We start from the raw sequence: 15,835 nt of genomic DNA, 5'->3' as shown, positions 1-15,835 counted from the left end.
AATTAGCTATGAACTCAAAACGTCACTTCAAGTGATTTTATATCATATCGAGCGCAGTCGAAATGAAAGAAAATTGTATAAAGAAGTACTTTGAAATATAAAAGCTAAAGGCAGACAGCCAAAAGCTAAAAAATGAATGGAATAACATACATAGAGAATTTCATTAAAGAGCCAGAAATCTTGTTTGAATTTTTAAAAAACAATATTTCTTGGGATGAACGTATGTCTGCACGAAAAACAGCAAGTTATGGCAAAGCATACAACTATTCTCAAATCAGTTATCCGTATCAACCATTTCTCAAAGAAATACAAGAAATAGTTGATTTAATAGAAAAAAAACTCAATTTTGCACCAAATAACTGTTTGATTAACTATTATTTAGACGGAAAATCTCGCATGGGATTTCATTCTGACCAAACAGATATACTAACAAAAAACACAGGTGTCGGAATTGTCTCTGTTGGAGAAACTCGTACATTACGATTTCGAAACATCAAAAATAAAGATGTCATAAAAAACTTTGAATTGCCTTCAGGTTCTTTCATTTATATGACAAACGAAATACAAGACGAATGGCAACACGCAATTCCCAAATCGGATACCGAAAACGGAAGAATGAGCTTGACATTTCGAAAAATGAAAGAAAATAGGCATTAGGTTTTGGGTATTAGGAATTAGTCAGATAAACTTGAAATATTCTCAATACCAAAAAAACGTCACTTCGAGTGATTTTCTGCACATTGAGCGCAGTCGAAATGAAAGAAAATTGCATCGAGAAGTACTTTGAAAATAGCCATTGGCTGTTAGCTGTTAGCTGTTAGCAAAAGTAAAAACAGTATTTTACATTATATAAGATTAAAAAAGTTATAAACAAAAGCTAATTAGTAAACAACTAAAAGCAAAATGAGGGATTTTAAGAAATTAGAAATTTGGAAAAATGGAATTGAGCTTGTAAAACAAGTATATGAGCTATCTAATGATTTACCTTCAAGTGAAAGATATGGTTTAAAAAGTCAAATAACTCGTGCTGCTGTTTCTATTCCTTCAAACATTGCTGAAGGTTGTAGCAGAAATAGCGAAATAGAATTCAAGCGATTTTTAGAAATTGCAATAGGTTCATTATTTGAGCTAGAAACACAAATGATTATTATTGTAGAGCTAAGTTTGGTTGAAACTTCTAAAATAAATTCAATTTTAGAGTTGATCCAAAAAGAAGGTAAAATGATTAATGGATTGATCAACAAAATCAAAAATTAGCTGGAAGCTAAAAGCAAATAGCTAACAGCCAAAAACTAAAACATGATAAAAAACGATTTATTTTTAAGAGCTTTAAAAGGAGAAACGGTAGAACGTCCACCAGTTTGGATGATGCGTCAAGCAGGAAGATATTTACCAGAGTTCATGGAAATTAAAAAGAAGTATGATTTCTTTACGCGTTGTCAAACTCCAGAATTGGCAAGTGAAATTACCGTACAACCTATTCGTCGTTACGGAATGGATGCTGCCATTTTATTCTCAGATATTTTAGTCATTCCACAAGCAATGAACATTGAAGTGCAAATGAAGCCAAATTTCGGACCGTATTTGCCAAATCCTGTGCGAACACAACAAGATGTTGACAATGTTATTGTTCCTGACCCACAAGTGTTAGACTACGTATACAAAGCCATCAAAGCAACCAAAGAATTACTTAACGACGAAATTCCACTCATTGGTTTTGCAGGTTCACCATGGACAATTCTTTGCTACTGTGTACAAGGTCAAGGAAGTAAAAACTTTGACAAAGCCAAAAAATTCTGCTTTACAAATCCTGTCGCAGCACATCAACTATTACAAAAAATCACAGATACAACCATTGCGTATTTAAAAGAAAAAGTAAAAGCTGGTGTCAATGCATTACAAGTATTTGATTCTTGGGGCGGCATGTTGTCTCCAACAGATTATCAAGAATTTTCTTGGCAATACATCAATCAAATCATTGAAGCTTTAAAAGATGATGCACCTGTCATTGCTTACGGGAAAGGATGTTGGTTTGCCTTTCAAGAAATGGCACAATCTAACGCAGCTGCTTTAGGAGTTGATTGGACATGTTCGGCACGAAATGCACGTTATTTAACAGGCGGAAATATTACGCTTCAAGGAAACTTTGATCCAACACGTTTATATTCGCCACCAGCGGAAATCAAGAAAATGGTACACCAAATGATCAACGAATTCGGAAAAGACAAATACATTGTCAACTTAGGTCACGGAATTTTACCAGACATTCCTTTAGACAATGCTAAAGCCTTTATTGACGCTGTAAAAGAATATAAAGCATAAAATAATTTGGGCGTTCCCACAAAAGTACACTTCGGCTCCGCTCAGTGTACTTTTGCGGTTGGGCTTTCAGCAGTCGCTCTCTTCGAGGAGCTCCAACAAAGCTTCTATCCCTAACGCGAAGTTTCAAAATACATATCATAAAAACGAATCCGTTGCTTAGTAAGTCTAGCAACGGATTTTTTTACATCAGAATTTGCACTACTTTTACAATAATGCAAACATCATTTTACATAGCACTTTTAGAACCAAAAGACAAAAACCAGCTTTTTGAGTTAATTCAGGCGAATGCCAAAAGATTACATCAATATTTTCCAATTACAGCTAAAGAAAATTGCTCCCTGGTTGCTACAGAAATCTATATCGCAACAAAAATGAGAGAAGCTTCTGCTAAGGAAAATTACACTTTCAAAATTGTTGAAAAAGGCTCGCAATTACCTATTGGACTGCTCATCATCAAAAAAATTGATTGGCAAACGAAAACATGTGAATTTGCTTATTTTATAGATAAAAACCACGAAGGAAAAGGAATCATTTCAAAAGGAATGACACAACTTATCACGCATTGCAAAGAAGAATTACAACTCAAAAAAGCCGTTCTTCGCATTGGAGAAGACAATCCTGGAAGTTTGCGTATCGCAGAAAAATTCGACTTTAAAATGACCGAGCGAATCAAAAATGGACATAAAGATTTTCACGGGAATATTATGGACGTGCTACATTTTGAACGTGTTTTATAGTGTAAAACTACCTATCATAATTTTAACAATTTGAAATCACAAACGAATGAAAATAACTGTAAGAGAGTTTATAGCATCTGACATTGAGAAAATCGTAGATTACTTTTTCAATGCTGATGTAGATTTTCTTAAAGGAATGGGCGCTGATAAAAGCAAATTGCCTAATCGAGAAAAATGGATTCAAAATCTACAAGCAGAATTAATAAAACCATACAAAGAAAAAGAGTATTATTACATAATTTGGTTAGTAGACAATATACCTGTAGGACATTCAAATGTGAATCACATATCGTTTGGAATATCTGCTAAAATGCATTTACATTTATGGGAAAATGGAAAGCGAAAAAGCGGATTAGGGCTAAAATTCTTAAAAATGACAATTCCTTTTTACTTTGAAAAATTTGAATTAAAAAAGCTAATATGCGAACCATATTCTGAGAATATCGCTCCCAACAAGACTTTGAAAAAATTAGGATTTGATTTTATCAGAACATATGAAACAATTCCTGGTATGATTAATTTTCGACAAAAAGTTAATCACTATGAATTAGCAAAAGAACAATTGGGCAAAATATAAAATCTTATTTAAGGGAAATTGAGAGCAATTATAGTAACAAAAGAGGCAGGCACATACGATTGAAAATTATTTCGATTTTTATGATTAATTTTAAACTATGATAAAAGGAATATTCAATGGAATTCAAGCGTATTTTTCAGCATACACATTGCTAAACAAACTTAATTTATGGCGGTTTTTTGCCATTCCCGTTGCAATTAGTTTTATACTTGGTATTGTCATCATCTTTACAGCGTATGGCTTATCTAGCACTATTGGAGATTATATTGCTGGAATTTGGCCATTTTCATGGGGAAAAGAAATGTTCACCGACATCAGTCATATCATTGGCGGATTGATTGTCCTTGCATTAGGAATCGTTATTTTTAAGCATACCTTAATGGCACTTGTATCTCCGTTTATGAGTCCAATTTCAGAAAAAGTAGAGCAATATCTTCTAGGAACGGTACACAAACAAAACTCAGGACTCAAAGCACAAACCTCAGCATTAGCAAGAGGAATACGACTCAATTTTAGAAACTTACTCGTAGAAATACTTTGGATCATTCCATTCTTTATTTTTAGTTTCATTCCCGTAATTGGAATTGTATTTGTATTTCTTATCTTTTTAGTACAAGCATACTACGCAGGATTTGGAAACATGGATTACACCCTAGAACGCTACTTTCCCTATAAAAAAAGTGTAGAATTTGTTCGAAAACATAGAGGAATTGCCATTGGAAACGGAATCGTTTTCATGCTGATTCTATTAATTCCTGTGGTTGGTATCTTAATTGTATTACCATTATCTGTTGTAGCTTCTACACTGACAACACTAAAAGCACTTCATCCAGAAAAAGTGTACTAAAAGTAAGTGTATACTGTACTCTTACAAGTTGCTTTTTACTTATATTCATGACTTAACAAAAATATTTCACCATGAAAAAAAGTAAAGCAAAGTTAGCTTTGAGTAAAAGCACAATTGTCTCTTTAGAAAATATTCGAGGAGGACGTTCTGAAACCTCTTACAGTTGTCCTGGAGATCAATGTCCAACAAAAGCAAAAACTTGTGCCAACGGACCATGTCCAGCAAATCAATAACAATCTAACCAAAAATTTACACCATGAAAAAAACAAACACCAAACTAAGTTTAGGGAAAAACACCATTGTATCTCTTGAAAAAGAAGCACAAAGAATTATTAAAGCTGGTTTTGCTGCGCCAACAGACAGTTGTCCAGGTGCGCAATGTGCTAGTGAAAGAAATAGCTGCAACTTGTCTTGTAACGGCTATCCGAAATGCTTTCATTAACATAAGAATAGCATACAACTAATAAAAGAGAAGTCAGCAATGGCTTCTTTTTTTGTTGAAAAGGTATTCTTCTTATTTCTAATATAAAAAGTACCTTTGTTATTATTAAAAATTAAATAATGAAGGACCTTTTTCTCAACTACATTCATCAATTACAAGATACAATCACTTCCAAACTAGAAGAAATTGATGGAAAAGCTACATTTCAAGAAGATTTATGGAAACGCCCAGAAGGCGGCGGCGGACGTACACGCGTTATTGAAAATGGAGCAATCTTTGAAAAAGGTGGCGTAAATATCTCTGCCGTTCATGGTGAATTGCCAGAAGCGTTACGCAAAAACTTTAAGGTAGAACAAGGTGATTTTTTTGCTTGCGGATTGAGTTTGGTGCTACATCCAAAAAATCCATTCATCCCTACAGTTCATGCCAATTGGCGTTATTTTGAAATGTATGATGAAAAAGGCAATATCGTTACACAATGGTTTGGCGGCGGACAAGATTTAACGCCTTATTATCTGTTTGAAGAAGATGCTACACATTTTCATACGGTATGTAAAACTGCTTGCGATAAACATCATGCTGAGTTCTATCCAAAATATAAAGAAACTTGTGATAACTATTTTTGGAATGCGCACAGAAATGAAGCTCGTGGTGTTGGTGGACTATTCTTTGACTACTTAAAAAAAACAGATGAATTTACGATGCAAGATCGTTATAACTTTGTTACTGAGATAGGAAATAGTTTTCTTGAAAGTTACGTGCCAATTGTAGATCGTCGTAAAAATTTAGCATATACACAAGCTCATAAAGATTGGCAAGAAGTACGTCGCGGACGTTATGTAGAATTCAATTTGGTTCATGATCGTGGAACTTTATTTGGACTCAAAACCAACGGACGTATTGAAAGTATTTTAATGAGTTTACCACCAACTGTACAATGGAAATACAATCATCATCCAGAAGCAGGAACTGAAGAAGCTAAATTGATTGAAACATTAAAAAACCCTAAAGAATGGATATAATCACAACCGCTGTTTATTTCGGAATTGCTGTAGCAATAGTTATGTTTCTGTTTAATATGTTTCATTGCATTCTAGCAGGTATTTTTGGTGTTCGTATTGAAGCTTTCTCACTATTATTAGGACTTGGCGAAAAATACACACTAAATTTTAAACGTAATCATACGGTATATAAATTGGGCTGGCTTCCTGCTGGCGGTTATGTCAAAATCGCTGGAATGGTGGATGAATCACTAGATGACAATCAACCGATGGAAATTAAAGAGTACATGTTACTTTCAAAGCCTCCAATAGTCCGTTTTATTTGTACGGCTGGCGCTCCTTTACTTTTATTGATTCCCTTTATAATTGGTGCGTTCGCTATTGATCCAAATGGAGGTCTCAATGAAGGATTTCAAGTATTAAATGACGTTGTTTATAACATATATCAACATATTGCAGGTGTAATTGATATTGCACAAGCTGAAACTAATTGGAATACGATTACCAACAATAAACAAGTCTTTCCTATTATTTTATGCTTAGTATCATTATTTACAGCAGTTACCTCAACTATTATGATATTAGTTGCTTCAATTTCAATGAAAATTGGCAAACTAATGATACTTCTCAATGCTATATTTTACATAGTGTACTTATATTTCATATACAAAATGGGTTCATTTTACTTTTCACTGACTGGTTTTAGTGATGGTTTCGTGAACTTATTCAAATATGCTATTACGGTATATCTTCTTTCTTTAATAGTACTTTTAATCATTAAAGTTTTACCGAAGAATAAATATTTCTAAAAAAATAGCGTATAAAAATTCACTAATTTTAAACTATGGACCACTACCGAAAATTAGAGCGCATGTATTTGACTTCAAATATGAATACGCAACTTTATGAAACTACTCAAATGACAGTTGCTGATGAAACAGCTACCATTTCAATGGCTATTGATTCAAAGTATTTTCATGCATTAGGCGCCATTCATGGTTCCGTATATTTTAAACTTTTGGATGATGCCGCTTTTTTTGCAGTAAATTCTATCGTGAAAGATGCATTTGTTTTAACGACTTCATTCAATATCAACATTACAAGACCTGTAAGCGAAGGAAAAATTACGGCGACAGGGAAACTCAAATTCAAATCGCGCAATTTGTTTGTAGCAGAAAGTACTTTGGTAGATGAAAAAGGTAGAGAAATTGCTTTTGGAACTGGAAATTTTGCCAAAAGTAGAATTGCCTTGACAGAAGAAATTGGATATAAATAAAAACGTCAATACTTCTCGATTAAAAACTAAAATAACATATCTAAAAGATAATCTTATTATTTTGACAAATAGCAAAAAAGTAATGTTAAGTCGAAAATATAAAGCCGCTTTTCTTAGAAACTATCGTATTTTTAAATAATTTTAACCTTAAATACTGAAGAAGTTAATTTTAGATAGAAAATTTATCTAAGTAAAAATTAAGCGAATGTTAGAAAGTTTATTAGAAGCCTTACAATTTTCTCCCAACAATATTCCGCTCAAACTTCAAATTGCAAAACTATACATACAGCAAGGAAGTTTTGAAGAAGCTGAGCAACAATTAATTGAAATTATTGATTTAGATGGAAATCATCTAGAAGCAAAATACGAACTAGCAAGTTGTTTTTACAAACAACAAAAAATTACAGCCGCCGAAGTGTTACTTGAAGAAATCATAAAAGTAACTCCCGAAAAAAAATATCTAGAATTATTGTGCTATTGCCAAATTAATCAAGAAAATTACAGTGATGCACAAGAAACTTATAAAGAATTGATAAATCTCGATGCTTCTTACAGCAATGAAGATTTTGACAATGTTTTGAAAGTAAACACAACGCGCGAACCTGACTTTGTAGATGATGATGGTTTGTCATTCCTAAAAAAACCAACGACCAATTTTGCAAGTATTGGTGGTATGGAAAACATTAAAAAGGAAATCGATTTAAAAATCATCAAGCCTTTAGAACATCAAGATTTATACAAAGCCTACGGGAAAAAAATTGGTGGAGGAATTTTACTTTATGGACCGCCTGGATGCGGAAAAACACATATTGCACGCGCAACGGCAGGCGAAATTAATGCGAATTTTATCAGTGTTGGAATTAATGATATTTTGGACATGTGGATTGGGAATTCGGAGAAAAACTTACACGAAATCTTTGAAACCGCGCGTCAAAATACACCTTGTGTTATTTTTATTGATGAAATTGATGCGCTTGGTGCGAATCGAAACGATGTTAATAAAACCTCAGGTAGAACTGTAATCAATCAGTTTTTGGCAGAATTGGATGGAATTGATGCCGATAACGACGGAATTTTAATACTTGGCGCCACAAATGCTCCTTGGCATTTAGATCCTGCATTTCGCCGTCCAGGACGTTTTGATCGTATCATTTTTGTATCGCCACCAGACATAGAAGCTAAAGCATCTATTTTTAATATTCATCTCAAAGAAAAACCTACCGAAACTATTGATTATATGGCATTGGCAAAAGCCGCAAAAGAATTTTCTGGAGCCGATATTCAAGCAGCAATCGATGTGGCTATTGAGAAAAAACTTGAAGCTTCTTTTAAAGATGGCATCCCAAAACCGTTGAGTACAAAAGATATTTTAAAAGCCATTAAAAAAACAAAGCCAAGTACCAAAGAATGGTTTGTATCTTCTAAAAACTATGCATTGTATGCAAACGATAGCGGATTATACGATGATATTTTAGCTTATTTAAAAATCAAAAAATGATCGAATCAAAAAATCATCAAAGAGGCGTACAATTATTCGAATTAGGACGTTACCAAGAAGCTATCAGCTATTTGAGTACAGCCATTTCTGAAAGTATTTACAATTATGGAAGTAAGTACTATTTGGCGCTATGTTTTTTTAATACAGAAGCTTACGACAAAGCTTCTAAAATTCTTGATGAACTTTTACAAGAAACTCCAAATGAAGGAAATATATTTTTCCTAAAAGGTCAAATTGCATATCGTTTAAATAATGCGCATCATGCAATGAGTTTAGTAGATAAAAGTATTGAGCTCGATCCGTATGAAGCAGATTTCTTTGGATTTAAAGGCGCTTTGTTAATGGATCAAAAAAAGTTTGAACAAGCACTACACTTTGTCAATGAAGGTTTGCAACTTGATCCTAAAAATACAGCGTGTCTTAATCTTCGCGCTCGCATATTGACCAAACTTAATAGAAAAGAGGAAGCCGAAGAAACCGTTGAACATATTTTATATGATAATGCTGAAGACGATTATGCACATGCCAATGTAGGTTGGGTTGCGTTAGAAAATGGCGATACTGAAAAAGCATTGCATCATTTTAAACAAGCCTTACAACTCAATCCGAACATGCAATATGCGCGTGAAGGTATGGCTACCGCTATAAAATCAAAGAATTTCTTATACAAATGGTATTTAAAATATGCTTTTTGGATGAGCAAGCAATCCTCTAGAAATCAATGGATTTTTATCATTGGAATTTATGTTGCTTATCGTGTAGGAATTGGAATTTTACGTGCTTCTGATTTAACATTTTTAGTCATTCCGTTGGTTATTGTCTATTTAGTTTTTGTCCTTGGCGGATGGATTATGGAATCGTTATCCAACACCATTTTATTGGCCGATTCGTATGGTAAATATCTATTAACAAATGAGGAAAAATATAGTGGTTATACTTTTGGCGGATTGTTACTTGGCGGAATTTTAGGAACCATTGCATTTTTTGTATTTGGAAATCCGTTATTCATGTTATGGGGTTTCACTTGTTTCTGTGCGTTATTACCATTACCTGGATCTTTCTTAAAAACATCGAAAAACGTCCGAATATTCGGTCTTTTCTACGGAATAGCAATTCTTTGTGTTGGCTTCTTTGGGATATTTTTTACCAGCGACATCATGTTAAACGGCGCTATTGTTTTAGGGATGATGGTATTGTATACCTGGTTGTTTAATTTTATTTCTTAGACTTATCTATCAAAATATACAAACCGTCTTTGGCTGCTTTTCCATAAATGGCAATGGCTGCTTTTGATTCAAAATGATAGTAGTCTTTATTTTCTAAACTACAACTACTAACCTTGCCCATTCTTGCTTTTACAAACTCCTTGTAATCAATCTTTTTTCCTTTATGAATCACAATAGGAGATTTTTTAGCATAATGACCAATTCCACCAAGATAGTGAATTAACGGTTCAGCTTTTATAGCATAAAATGTTTGTATTTCTTTTTTAGACAAGACATAATCGGATGCTTCTAAACCAGAAAATACTTCTTCATTTTTAATGGTTTCATAAGTAACTCTAATTACGTTATCATCATCAAGTAATTCCATCGGAATTCTAAGAGAAAAAGAACCATCTTCCAAGCTGAATGTTGTCAACATTTCATTCATTGTTACCAATGTAATTTTAGCATGATCTATAGCGTTTCCATCTTTTTTGGTTGTTACTTTTCCCTTAAAAGTCACAAAATTCCTCGTAGAAGTTGTATTTGGTGTTGATGTTTTTTGTTTGCGCTCAGATTTTACTGTCGCATCTGATGTTTCTACAATTTCAGTTTGTACATTCACCGTATTAGCATATGCAGTTTGCCCAATAGTTAAAGTAGACGCTAATAAGATACTCGCAGCAATGTTAGAATATGGCAGCTTGTATTCTTTTGCAATTTCAACATCAACCAATGGTGTTTCTAGTTGTTTTTTAGTAATTCTTGCGCAAATTTCTCCTTTTGAGTTTTTAATTTTTTCAGTAATTTCTAATTGACTTAATTGTGTAAAATCGATTACATTTTTAGCACAGGTATCACAGAAACTGCCTTTTTCATTTGGCTTCATGTTTTCCCATTGTTCACTACAAGCTTTATTAAGTCTTAGAAATTTACTTTTCATAATGGTCGATTTTAATGTTAATACATAATCTCAATAAAAATCATCGAGAAAAATTCAATTTTCATATAAACTTTACATCAAAAACAGTACCATTTACTTTTGAATATGAGTTACATACGCATCCGCTTCTTTCCAAATGCTATTTGCTTCAGACAAATTGATTCGCGTGACATGTGGAGCACCAAAAAAATATTCAACTTTCATAGAATTATCTCCAAAAGCAGTAAAATCTCTTAAAATTTTAATGCTTAGCTCAGCTTTATGAGATGCATTTGCAAAGTTTATTGCAGGTATATGCTCCATTTTATTCTTTATAACAACACCTAACAAATAACTATATCTTTTAAAGTTAAACAGGAAACTTCTGTCTCCATACAATTCTTCTGGAGTTTTAAATACATCATCTGTTTTAGGAAGCTTAAAGCATTTATGACTCAAAAATTGCGGTAATTTTTCCGTAAAATACGCTTCTAGTTTTTTACAAATTGTTTTTGAGAGCACATACGAATGACCACTTTCAACTTTTAGTAAACTTATATCATTTTCAAGCTGTTGAGAAGCTAAATAATAATCACATAATTTTTTAAAAACTTGCGCTTTTTCAAACTCATTTACAAAAAACATATCTACTGTTTCTTCATGTAACGAATAACCGCCAAAATATTCTTGAAGAAAACCAATTATCACATACAATGGATCAATTTCAGCTTGTTCAAAAAATCTAATTTGAAACCATTCTTTAGTACTCAATGTTTGTATATCATCTGCAGTAAACTTTCTATTTTCTTCCTTTTGCATTCTTTAGTATTATATTAAATACTCCGTAAGATAGTCATTTCAATGCTTAAAAGAGACAAAAATCACTTCCAAATTACTTCCTTTTTGGTTGTGTTTTTAAACACATTCGTTACATGAAATAAACGTGCTTTGATGAGCAACTTTCTTCCTTCCATTGTTCTTGTAAAATGCACATGCGCTCCACTTACATAACGCCTCCAAAAGCTAAGAAAAATTTCTACATCTTGTTTTTTTCCTCCAAAAATAGAAGGAACTGCATAGTAGTTTTGTAATTCTGAAAAACTATCAAAAGCATTGGTTTTTTCAAGTAAATACCTCGGATTGTCTACTGGACTCAATATTTCTTCCATAGCTTTTACAAACAAAGAACTTTCTACACGTGTCGCACCATGAATGTTACAAATAGCTCCACCATATTCAGGTTCTTCCGAAGTAATTGTAATTTCGGAGAGATGAGTCGTAAAATATCCTAATTCGTGAAGTGAAAATAATACTGCTTTGCCAATTTTATCAATATGCGTATAGATAAATCGCGATTGCGAATAGACTCTAATTTTCTTAAAAATTTTAAACCCTAAAAAGATTCCCAAAATCGCAATTAAACTATACAAAGAATAAATAAATCCTGTTTGAAGCGTCCTGAGTGTTGCTTGTAGATAAATTTCTGAAACAACGACTAAAATACCCATAGAAACCTCTGCAGAAACATATTTTACCAAGTCTTGATGATACAATTGCTTTCTTCTGGTTTCTAATTTTGGTTGTTCGGTAAAGTATTGTATTTCTGTGGTGAGTACATTTCCTTCTCCAATAGCCGTTTCCCAAATAGTTTTGATTTCCTTTCTTTTTGCTGCTTTTGCAAAGGTACTTTCGTTAAGATTTTGAATAATTTCACGATCAAAAGTCATTGGCAATGCCAAACGACCAATTCCTGTACTAATGTATATTGGCGCTGTATTTGAAACGCCAACAAACGCATGAAAACGTCGTTCTAGCTTTTCCAAATCGTCTCCGCCATCATCTACTGTAGGATCTATACAAGCTAAGTGCCAAATGTTACTAACTTTTCTAGGGTTTTCTTTTTGCGAACGAATGGCACGACCACGCATTTGATTGGAAGAAACATATGAACCCACAAAAGATGCTAAAATCAAACTATTGATTGCAGGAGAATCCCAACCTTCACCCAATAACGATTTGGTTCCTATTAAAATATTAATATGTCCTAGTTCAAAAAGCTTGGTAATATCAGCTACTAAATCTGATTTCACTTTAGAACTTATAGTTATAATTACAAATTTATCATCGCAATTTAACGATTTGTATGTATAGGTTTTATCAGAATGAAATTCATTTAAAATTGACACACAGTTTTCAGGAATAATAACCATGGTTCCCGAAAGCACTCCAATAGAACTTATCCGTTTCAAAGACGTTCGTAAATGTTGAAAAATTGGCAATACACCAAGTTGATTTACCTCATCAATATGTGTATAATTTAAAAATTCCTTTCTAATATAATCAGTCAATACAACTGCTCGAAGTTCTGTATCTAAATTTCTATATTCTTGCTGTACAATCTCAACAATACTTTGCATTTTACTTGGACTATTTGCCAGCGTTTTATACAATTTTTTATCTCCAAAAGTAGATACTTGTTTGTGATTGATCATGCCGTTTTTTCGCAAACGACGTTCTAGTTTTAGCAAGTATTCTTCATGAATGAATAATTGTTCTCGATCGTCAAAAATTAAATATTTCAACAACTTTTCTGTCCATTCATAATCCAAACTTGGCAAACGTACTTCTTGGTTTTTCTCAAAACCTAAAACTTCAAACAAAAACGGATCAACATTTTCTCCAACCGATTTCAAAAAGATTAAAATACTAGAAAGGTATTCTGGTTCTTTGTAGATCTCTGCTAAAATTTCATCTGAAACCTTCAAAAAACGATGCGATTTTAAAAGCGAAATAAATGTTTCATCATATTGTAAACTTTCTACAAAATCGGTAACTTTTTTTCGATACAAGGCAATCGATTCAACTTCTTCTTTACTAGGTTCTGAAAAGTGGACATAATCTTGATGTGGACACAAATCGCCTTCTTTCACCAAATCGGGTACTGCAATTTCTTCATCAATCGGACCACACAATTCAAAATAGCGCGACAATTCTTGGTCTGTACTATCAATTGGCGGCGTTGCTGTCAAAGCAATTGTGGTTAACTTTCGATCATGCTTTAAGGCAAATAAACATTTCCACCATTCATTCTTCAAATGATGTGCTTCATCTAGCACAACTGCTTCGATTCCGTAGGTTTCAAAAAACGCTAAAAAAGCTGCTTTCGTTTCAAAGGTTTTATAAAATGCATGCAACGATTGGTAAGTAGTAAATGTGAGTGATGCAGGCTTTTTTAAATCAAAAGAAAAATCCGCAAAAGCGTTATCCTCCGTAAAAAAAGACAACAATCTGTCTTTCCATTGATTCCTTATTGTCAATGTAGGCGCAAATACAATCGTCTTTTTTTGCACTCTACGGAGCATTTCCAAACCAAGAATTGTTTTCCCAGATCCCGGTGGCGCTACGACGTGTAAATGATTATCGTTTATGTGTGTATTAAAATGCGCTAAAAACTTCTCTTGATAGTTTCTCCAAGTAAACTGAAATCGCAATGATTCAAAAGGCGTTTTTGATATGACTTTCGGTGTATTATTCATTATCTTTACAGCGATTAAAAATATAAAAGATATCTTGATTTATCTTTAAAATTACAATTTATGTTTCCACTTCGAAGAAATAGACGCTTACGTACCAATGCTGCCATTCGCGGTTTGGTAAGAGAAAATATCATTACTCCAAACGATTTTTTAGTACCACTTTTTGTGGTTGAGGGCAAAGGTGTAAAGGAAGAAATTCCATCCATGCCTAATTATTATCGTCATAGTTTAGATACACTCGTTGACGAATTGAAATTGTTGTGGAGTTTAGGTTTACGATCTGTTTTACTGTTTGTAAAAGTGCCTGATAATTTAAAAGATAATAAAGGAACAGAAGCTTTAAATCCTGATGGATTGATGCAACGTGCTATCAAAACCATTAAAAATACGTGTCCAGATATGATTGTGATGACGGATGTTGCTCTAGATCCGTATTCGTCTTTTGGTCATGATGGTATTGTGGAAGAAGGAAAAATTATCAATGATGATACGGTAGAAGTTTTGGCAGAAATGAGCGTTTCGCATGCAGAAGCCGGAGCTGATTTTGTAGCACCAAGTGATATGATGGATGGACGAATTTTAAGCATTCGTGAAGCTTTGGAAGATGAAAATTTCACCGATGTAGGTATTATGAGTTACAGTGCTAAGTATGCATCTGCATTTTACGGACCTTTTCGTGATGCTTTAGATTCTGCACCCGGTTTTGGTGATAAAAAAACATACCAAATGGATCCTGCCAATCGCTATGAAGCTATGCGCGAAACTGAAATGGATATTGATGAAGGCGCTGATATTGTGATGGTAAAACCAGGAATGGCATATTTAGATATTGTCCGTGAGGTAAAAAATGAATTTGATGTACCAGTAGCGGTATATCAAGTAAGTGGAGAATATGCAATGTTGAAAGCTGCGGCTGAAAAAGGCTGGCTAAACCACGACCAAGTGATGATGGAATCTATTATGGCGTTTAAACGTGCTGGTGCAGATATGATTGCCAGTTATTTTGCTAAAGACGTTATCAAATTATTGTCGTAACTTTTAAGAATGAAAGCGGCAATTTCCATATTTGTTTTTATAATTTCTGCTGGAGCAGCCATATTATTTCTTGTAAACGCTCAGGAGCAAGAATACATTGCAAGTTTGGAATTTGAACAACAACCAGAATTTTTCTGTGGTACTCACTTAGTTTCTCCTTCTCTTGCGGAAAATGCAAAAGCAGGACGTAATTTATTTAAAGCCAATTGCGCTGCTTGTCATAAGCTAGATGCACAATCTACTGGACCAGCGTTACGTGGTATTCACGAACGTTACACAACTGTAGATATTATTAAATTTATGCGAAATGATTTTTCAAGTAAAATTAAATACACAGGTGAAAGAGGTTACAAATGCACTTCTTTTCCTGACTTGTCTGATAAAGATATTGAATCCATACTTTTATACACCTACTAAAATATACTGCAAAATACCCT

18 protein-coding genes are annotated in these 15,835 nt (G+C 33.4%); 15 read left to right on the top strand and 3 right to left on the bottom strand.

Features of this window, described 5'->3' with window-relative positions:
• Nucleotides 1–132 precede the first annotated feature (132 nt).
• The 13 genes from ACOQOS_RS15655 (at nt 133) to ACOQOS_RS15595 (ending at nt 9,926) form a co-directional block, all read left to right on the top strand.
• Nucleotides 133–657, top strand: a complete 525-nt coding sequence (locus ACOQOS_RS15655) for an alpha-ketoglutarate-dependent dioxygenase AlkB (RefSeq protein WP_420571407.1) — start codon at nt 133–135, stop codon at nt 655–657.
• A 246-nt stretch (nt 658–903) separates the two neighbouring features.
• A complete protein-coding gene (locus tag ACOQOS_RS15650) occupies nt 904–1,257 on the top strand; it encodes a four helix bundle protein (protein WP_420571406.1) in 354 nt (117 codons plus the stop codon).
• A gap of 42 nt (nt 1,258–1,299) precedes the next feature.
• Nucleotides 1,300–2,322 carry a uroporphyrinogen decarboxylase gene (hemE, locus tag ACOQOS_RS15645; RefSeq protein ID WP_420571405.1) on the top strand — a complete coding sequence of 341 codons (1,023 nt, stop codon included), beginning with the start codon at nt 1,300–1,302 and terminating at the stop codon, nt 2,320–2,322.
• A 212-nt stretch (nt 2,323–2,534) separates the two neighbouring features.
• Nucleotides 2,535–3,059: a GNAT family N-acetyltransferase gene (locus tag ACOQOS_RS15640; RefSeq protein WP_420571404.1), complete on the top strand. Its 525-nt coding sequence runs from the start codon at nt 2,535–2,537 to the stop codon at nt 3,057–3,059.
• Between the two features lie 46 nt (nt 3,060–3,105).
• On the top strand, nt 3,106–3,636 hold the full coding sequence (locus tag ACOQOS_RS15635) for a GNAT family N-acetyltransferase (RefSeq protein WP_420571403.1): 531 nt from the start codon (nt 3,106–3,108) through the stop codon (nt 3,634–3,636).
• 97 nt (nt 3,637–3,733) lie between these two features.
• Nucleotides 3,734–4,483, top strand: coding sequence for an EI24 domain-containing protein (locus ACOQOS_RS15630; RefSeq protein ID WP_420571402.1), 750 nt, complete (start codon nt 3,734–3,736; stop codon nt 4,481–4,483).
• Nucleotides 4,484–4,554: 71 nt separating this feature from the next.
• Nucleotides 4,555–4,716 (top strand): hypothetical protein, encoded by a 162-nt coding sequence (locus ACOQOS_RS15625; RefSeq protein WP_420571401.1) that lies wholly within the window; start codon nt 4,555–4,557, stop codon nt 4,714–4,716.
• 23 nt (nt 4,717–4,739) lie between these two features.
• A complete protein-coding gene (locus ACOQOS_RS15620; protein WP_420571400.1) occupies nt 4,740–4,925 on the top strand; it encodes a class I lanthipeptide in 186 nt (61 codons plus the stop codon).
• Between the two features lie 119 nt (nt 4,926–5,044).
• Complete coding sequence (gene hemF / locus ACOQOS_RS15615; RefSeq protein WP_420571399.1) at nt 5,045–5,947, top strand: oxygen-dependent coproporphyrinogen oxidase; 903 nt, start codon at nt 5,045–5,047, stop codon at nt 5,945–5,947.
• On the top strand, nt 5,938–6,735 hold the full coding sequence (locus ACOQOS_RS15610; RefSeq protein ID WP_420571398.1) for a site-2 protease family protein: 798 nt from the start codon (nt 5,938–5,940) through the stop codon (nt 6,733–6,735). Before hemF ends, ACOQOS_RS15610 begins: the two co-directional genes overlap by 10 nt.
• Nucleotides 6,736–6,770: 35 nt before the next feature.
• Nucleotides 6,771–7,202 carry a PaaI family thioesterase gene (locus ACOQOS_RS15605; protein ID WP_420571397.1) on the top strand — a complete coding sequence of 144 codons (432 nt, stop codon included), beginning with the start codon at nt 6,771–6,773 and terminating at the stop codon, nt 7,200–7,202.
• Between the two features lie 205 nt (nt 7,203–7,407).
• Entirely contained in the window at nt 7,408–8,700 is a 1,293-nt protein-coding gene (locus ACOQOS_RS15600) for an AAA family ATPase (protein ID WP_420571396.1), read from the top strand.
• Nucleotides 8,697–9,926, top strand: a complete 1,230-nt coding sequence (locus ACOQOS_RS15595) for a tetratricopeptide repeat protein (RefSeq protein WP_420571395.1) — start codon at nt 8,697–8,699, stop codon at nt 9,924–9,926. Before ACOQOS_RS15600 ends, ACOQOS_RS15595 begins: the two co-directional genes overlap by 4 nt.
• Here ACOQOS_RS15595 and ACOQOS_RS15590 read toward each other — a convergent pair.
• The 3 genes from ACOQOS_RS15590 to ACOQOS_RS15580 all read right to left on the bottom strand — a co-directional run bounded on the left by ACOQOS_RS15590 (nt 9,916) and on the right by ACOQOS_RS15580 (nt 14,363).
• A complete protein-coding gene (locus ACOQOS_RS15590; RefSeq protein WP_420571394.1) occupies nt 9,916–10,848 on the bottom strand; it encodes a hypothetical protein in 933 nt (310 codons plus the stop codon). The two genes, ACOQOS_RS15595 and ACOQOS_RS15590, sit on opposite strands and share 11 nt — an antisense overlap.
• A gap of 93 nt (nt 10,849–10,941) precedes the next feature.
• Complete coding sequence (locus ACOQOS_RS15585; RefSeq protein WP_420571393.1) at nt 10,942–11,646, bottom strand: hypothetical protein; 705 nt, start codon at nt 11,644–11,646, stop codon at nt 10,942–10,944.
• Nucleotides 11,647–11,708: 62 nt separating this feature from the next.
• On the bottom strand, nt 11,709–14,363 hold the full coding sequence (locus ACOQOS_RS15580) for a DEAD/DEAH box helicase family protein (protein WP_420571392.1): 2,655 nt from the start codon (nt 14,361–14,363) through the stop codon (nt 11,709–11,711).
• Between the two features lie 60 nt (nt 14,364–14,423).
• Here ACOQOS_RS15580 and hemB point away from each other — a divergent pair, with 60 nt between their 5' ends.
• Both hemB and ACOQOS_RS15570 read left to right on the top strand, forming a co-directional pair.
• A complete protein-coding gene (hemB, locus tag ACOQOS_RS15575; protein WP_420571391.1) occupies nt 14,424–15,398 on the top strand; it encodes a porphobilinogen synthase in 975 nt (324 codons plus the stop codon).
• A gap of 9 nt (nt 15,399–15,407) precedes the next feature.
• Nucleotides 15,408–15,815 (top strand): c-type cytochrome, encoded by a 408-nt coding sequence (locus tag ACOQOS_RS15570; protein WP_420571390.1) that lies wholly within the window; start codon nt 15,408–15,410, stop codon nt 15,813–15,815.
• Nucleotides 15,816–15,835 lie beyond the last annotated feature (20 nt).

Origin of the sequence: Kordia sp. (assembly GCF_965224175.1) — a bacterium.
GTDB lineage: Bacteria > Bacteroidota > Bacteroidia > Flavobacteriales > Flavobacteriaceae > Kordia.
The sequence above is the reverse complement of the archived record's forward strand: the minus strand, read 5'-3'. Positions and strand labels throughout refer to the sequence as shown.

What these genes read in the sequence shown, in the direction of transcription:
- ACOQOS_RS15655 (WP_420571407.1), top strand. Translation starts at nt 133, where the DNA reads ATGAATGGAATAACATACATAGAGAATTTCATTAAAGAGCCAGAAATC.
- ACOQOS_RS15650 (WP_420571406.1), top strand. Translation starts at nt 904, where the DNA reads ATGAGGGATTTTAAGAAATTAGAAATTTGGAAAAATGGAATTGAGCTT.
- hemE (WP_420571405.1), top strand. Translation starts at nt 1,300, where the DNA reads ATGATAAAAAACGATTTATTTTTAAGAGCTTTAAAAGGAGAAACGGTA.
- ACOQOS_RS15640 (WP_420571404.1), top strand. Translation starts at nt 2,535, where the DNA reads ATGCAAACATCATTTTACATAGCACTTTTAGAACCAAAAGACAAAAAC.
- ACOQOS_RS15635 (WP_420571403.1), top strand. Translation starts at nt 3,106, where the DNA reads ATGAAAATAACTGTAAGAGAGTTTATAGCATCTGACATTGAGAAAATC.
- ACOQOS_RS15630 (WP_420571402.1), top strand. Translation starts at nt 3,734, where the DNA reads ATGATAAAAGGAATATTCAATGGAATTCAAGCGTATTTTTCAGCATAC.
- ACOQOS_RS15625 (WP_420571401.1), top strand. Translation starts at nt 4,555, where the DNA reads ATGAAAAAAAGTAAAGCAAAGTTAGCTTTGAGTAAAAGCACAATTGTC.
- ACOQOS_RS15620 (WP_420571400.1), top strand. Translation starts at nt 4,740, where the DNA reads ATGAAAAAAACAAACACCAAACTAAGTTTAGGGAAAAACACCATTGTA.
- hemF (WP_420571399.1), top strand. Translation starts at nt 5,045, where the DNA reads ATGAAGGACCTTTTTCTCAACTACATTCATCAATTACAAGATACAATC.
- ACOQOS_RS15610 (WP_420571398.1), top strand. Translation starts at nt 5,938, where the DNA reads ATGGATATAATCACAACCGCTGTTTATTTCGGAATTGCTGTAGCAATA.
- ACOQOS_RS15605 (WP_420571397.1), top strand. Translation starts at nt 6,771, where the DNA reads ATGGACCACTACCGAAAATTAGAGCGCATGTATTTGACTTCAAATATG.
- ACOQOS_RS15600 (WP_420571396.1), top strand. Translation starts at nt 7,408, where the DNA reads ATGTTAGAAAGTTTATTAGAAGCCTTACAATTTTCTCCCAACAATATT.
- ACOQOS_RS15595 (WP_420571395.1), top strand. Translation starts at nt 8,697, where the DNA reads ATGATCGAATCAAAAAATCATCAAAGAGGCGTACAATTATTCGAATTA.
- ACOQOS_RS15590 (WP_420571394.1), bottom strand. Translation starts at nt 10,848, where the DNA reads ATGAAAAGTAAATTTCTAAGACTTAATAAAGCTTGTAGTGAACAATGG.
- ACOQOS_RS15585 (WP_420571393.1), bottom strand. Translation starts at nt 11,646, where the DNA reads ATGCAAAAGGAAGAAAATAGAAAGTTTACTGCAGATGATATACAAACA.
- ACOQOS_RS15580 (WP_420571392.1), bottom strand. Translation starts at nt 14,363, where the DNA reads ATGAATAATACACCGAAAGTCATATCAAAAACGCCTTTTGAATCATTG.
- hemB (WP_420571391.1), top strand. Translation starts at nt 14,424, where the DNA reads ATGTTTCCACTTCGAAGAAATAGACGCTTACGTACCAATGCTGCCATT.
- ACOQOS_RS15570 (WP_420571390.1), top strand. Translation starts at nt 15,408, where the DNA reads ATGAAAGCGGCAATTTCCATATTTGTTTTTATAATTTCTGCTGGAGCA.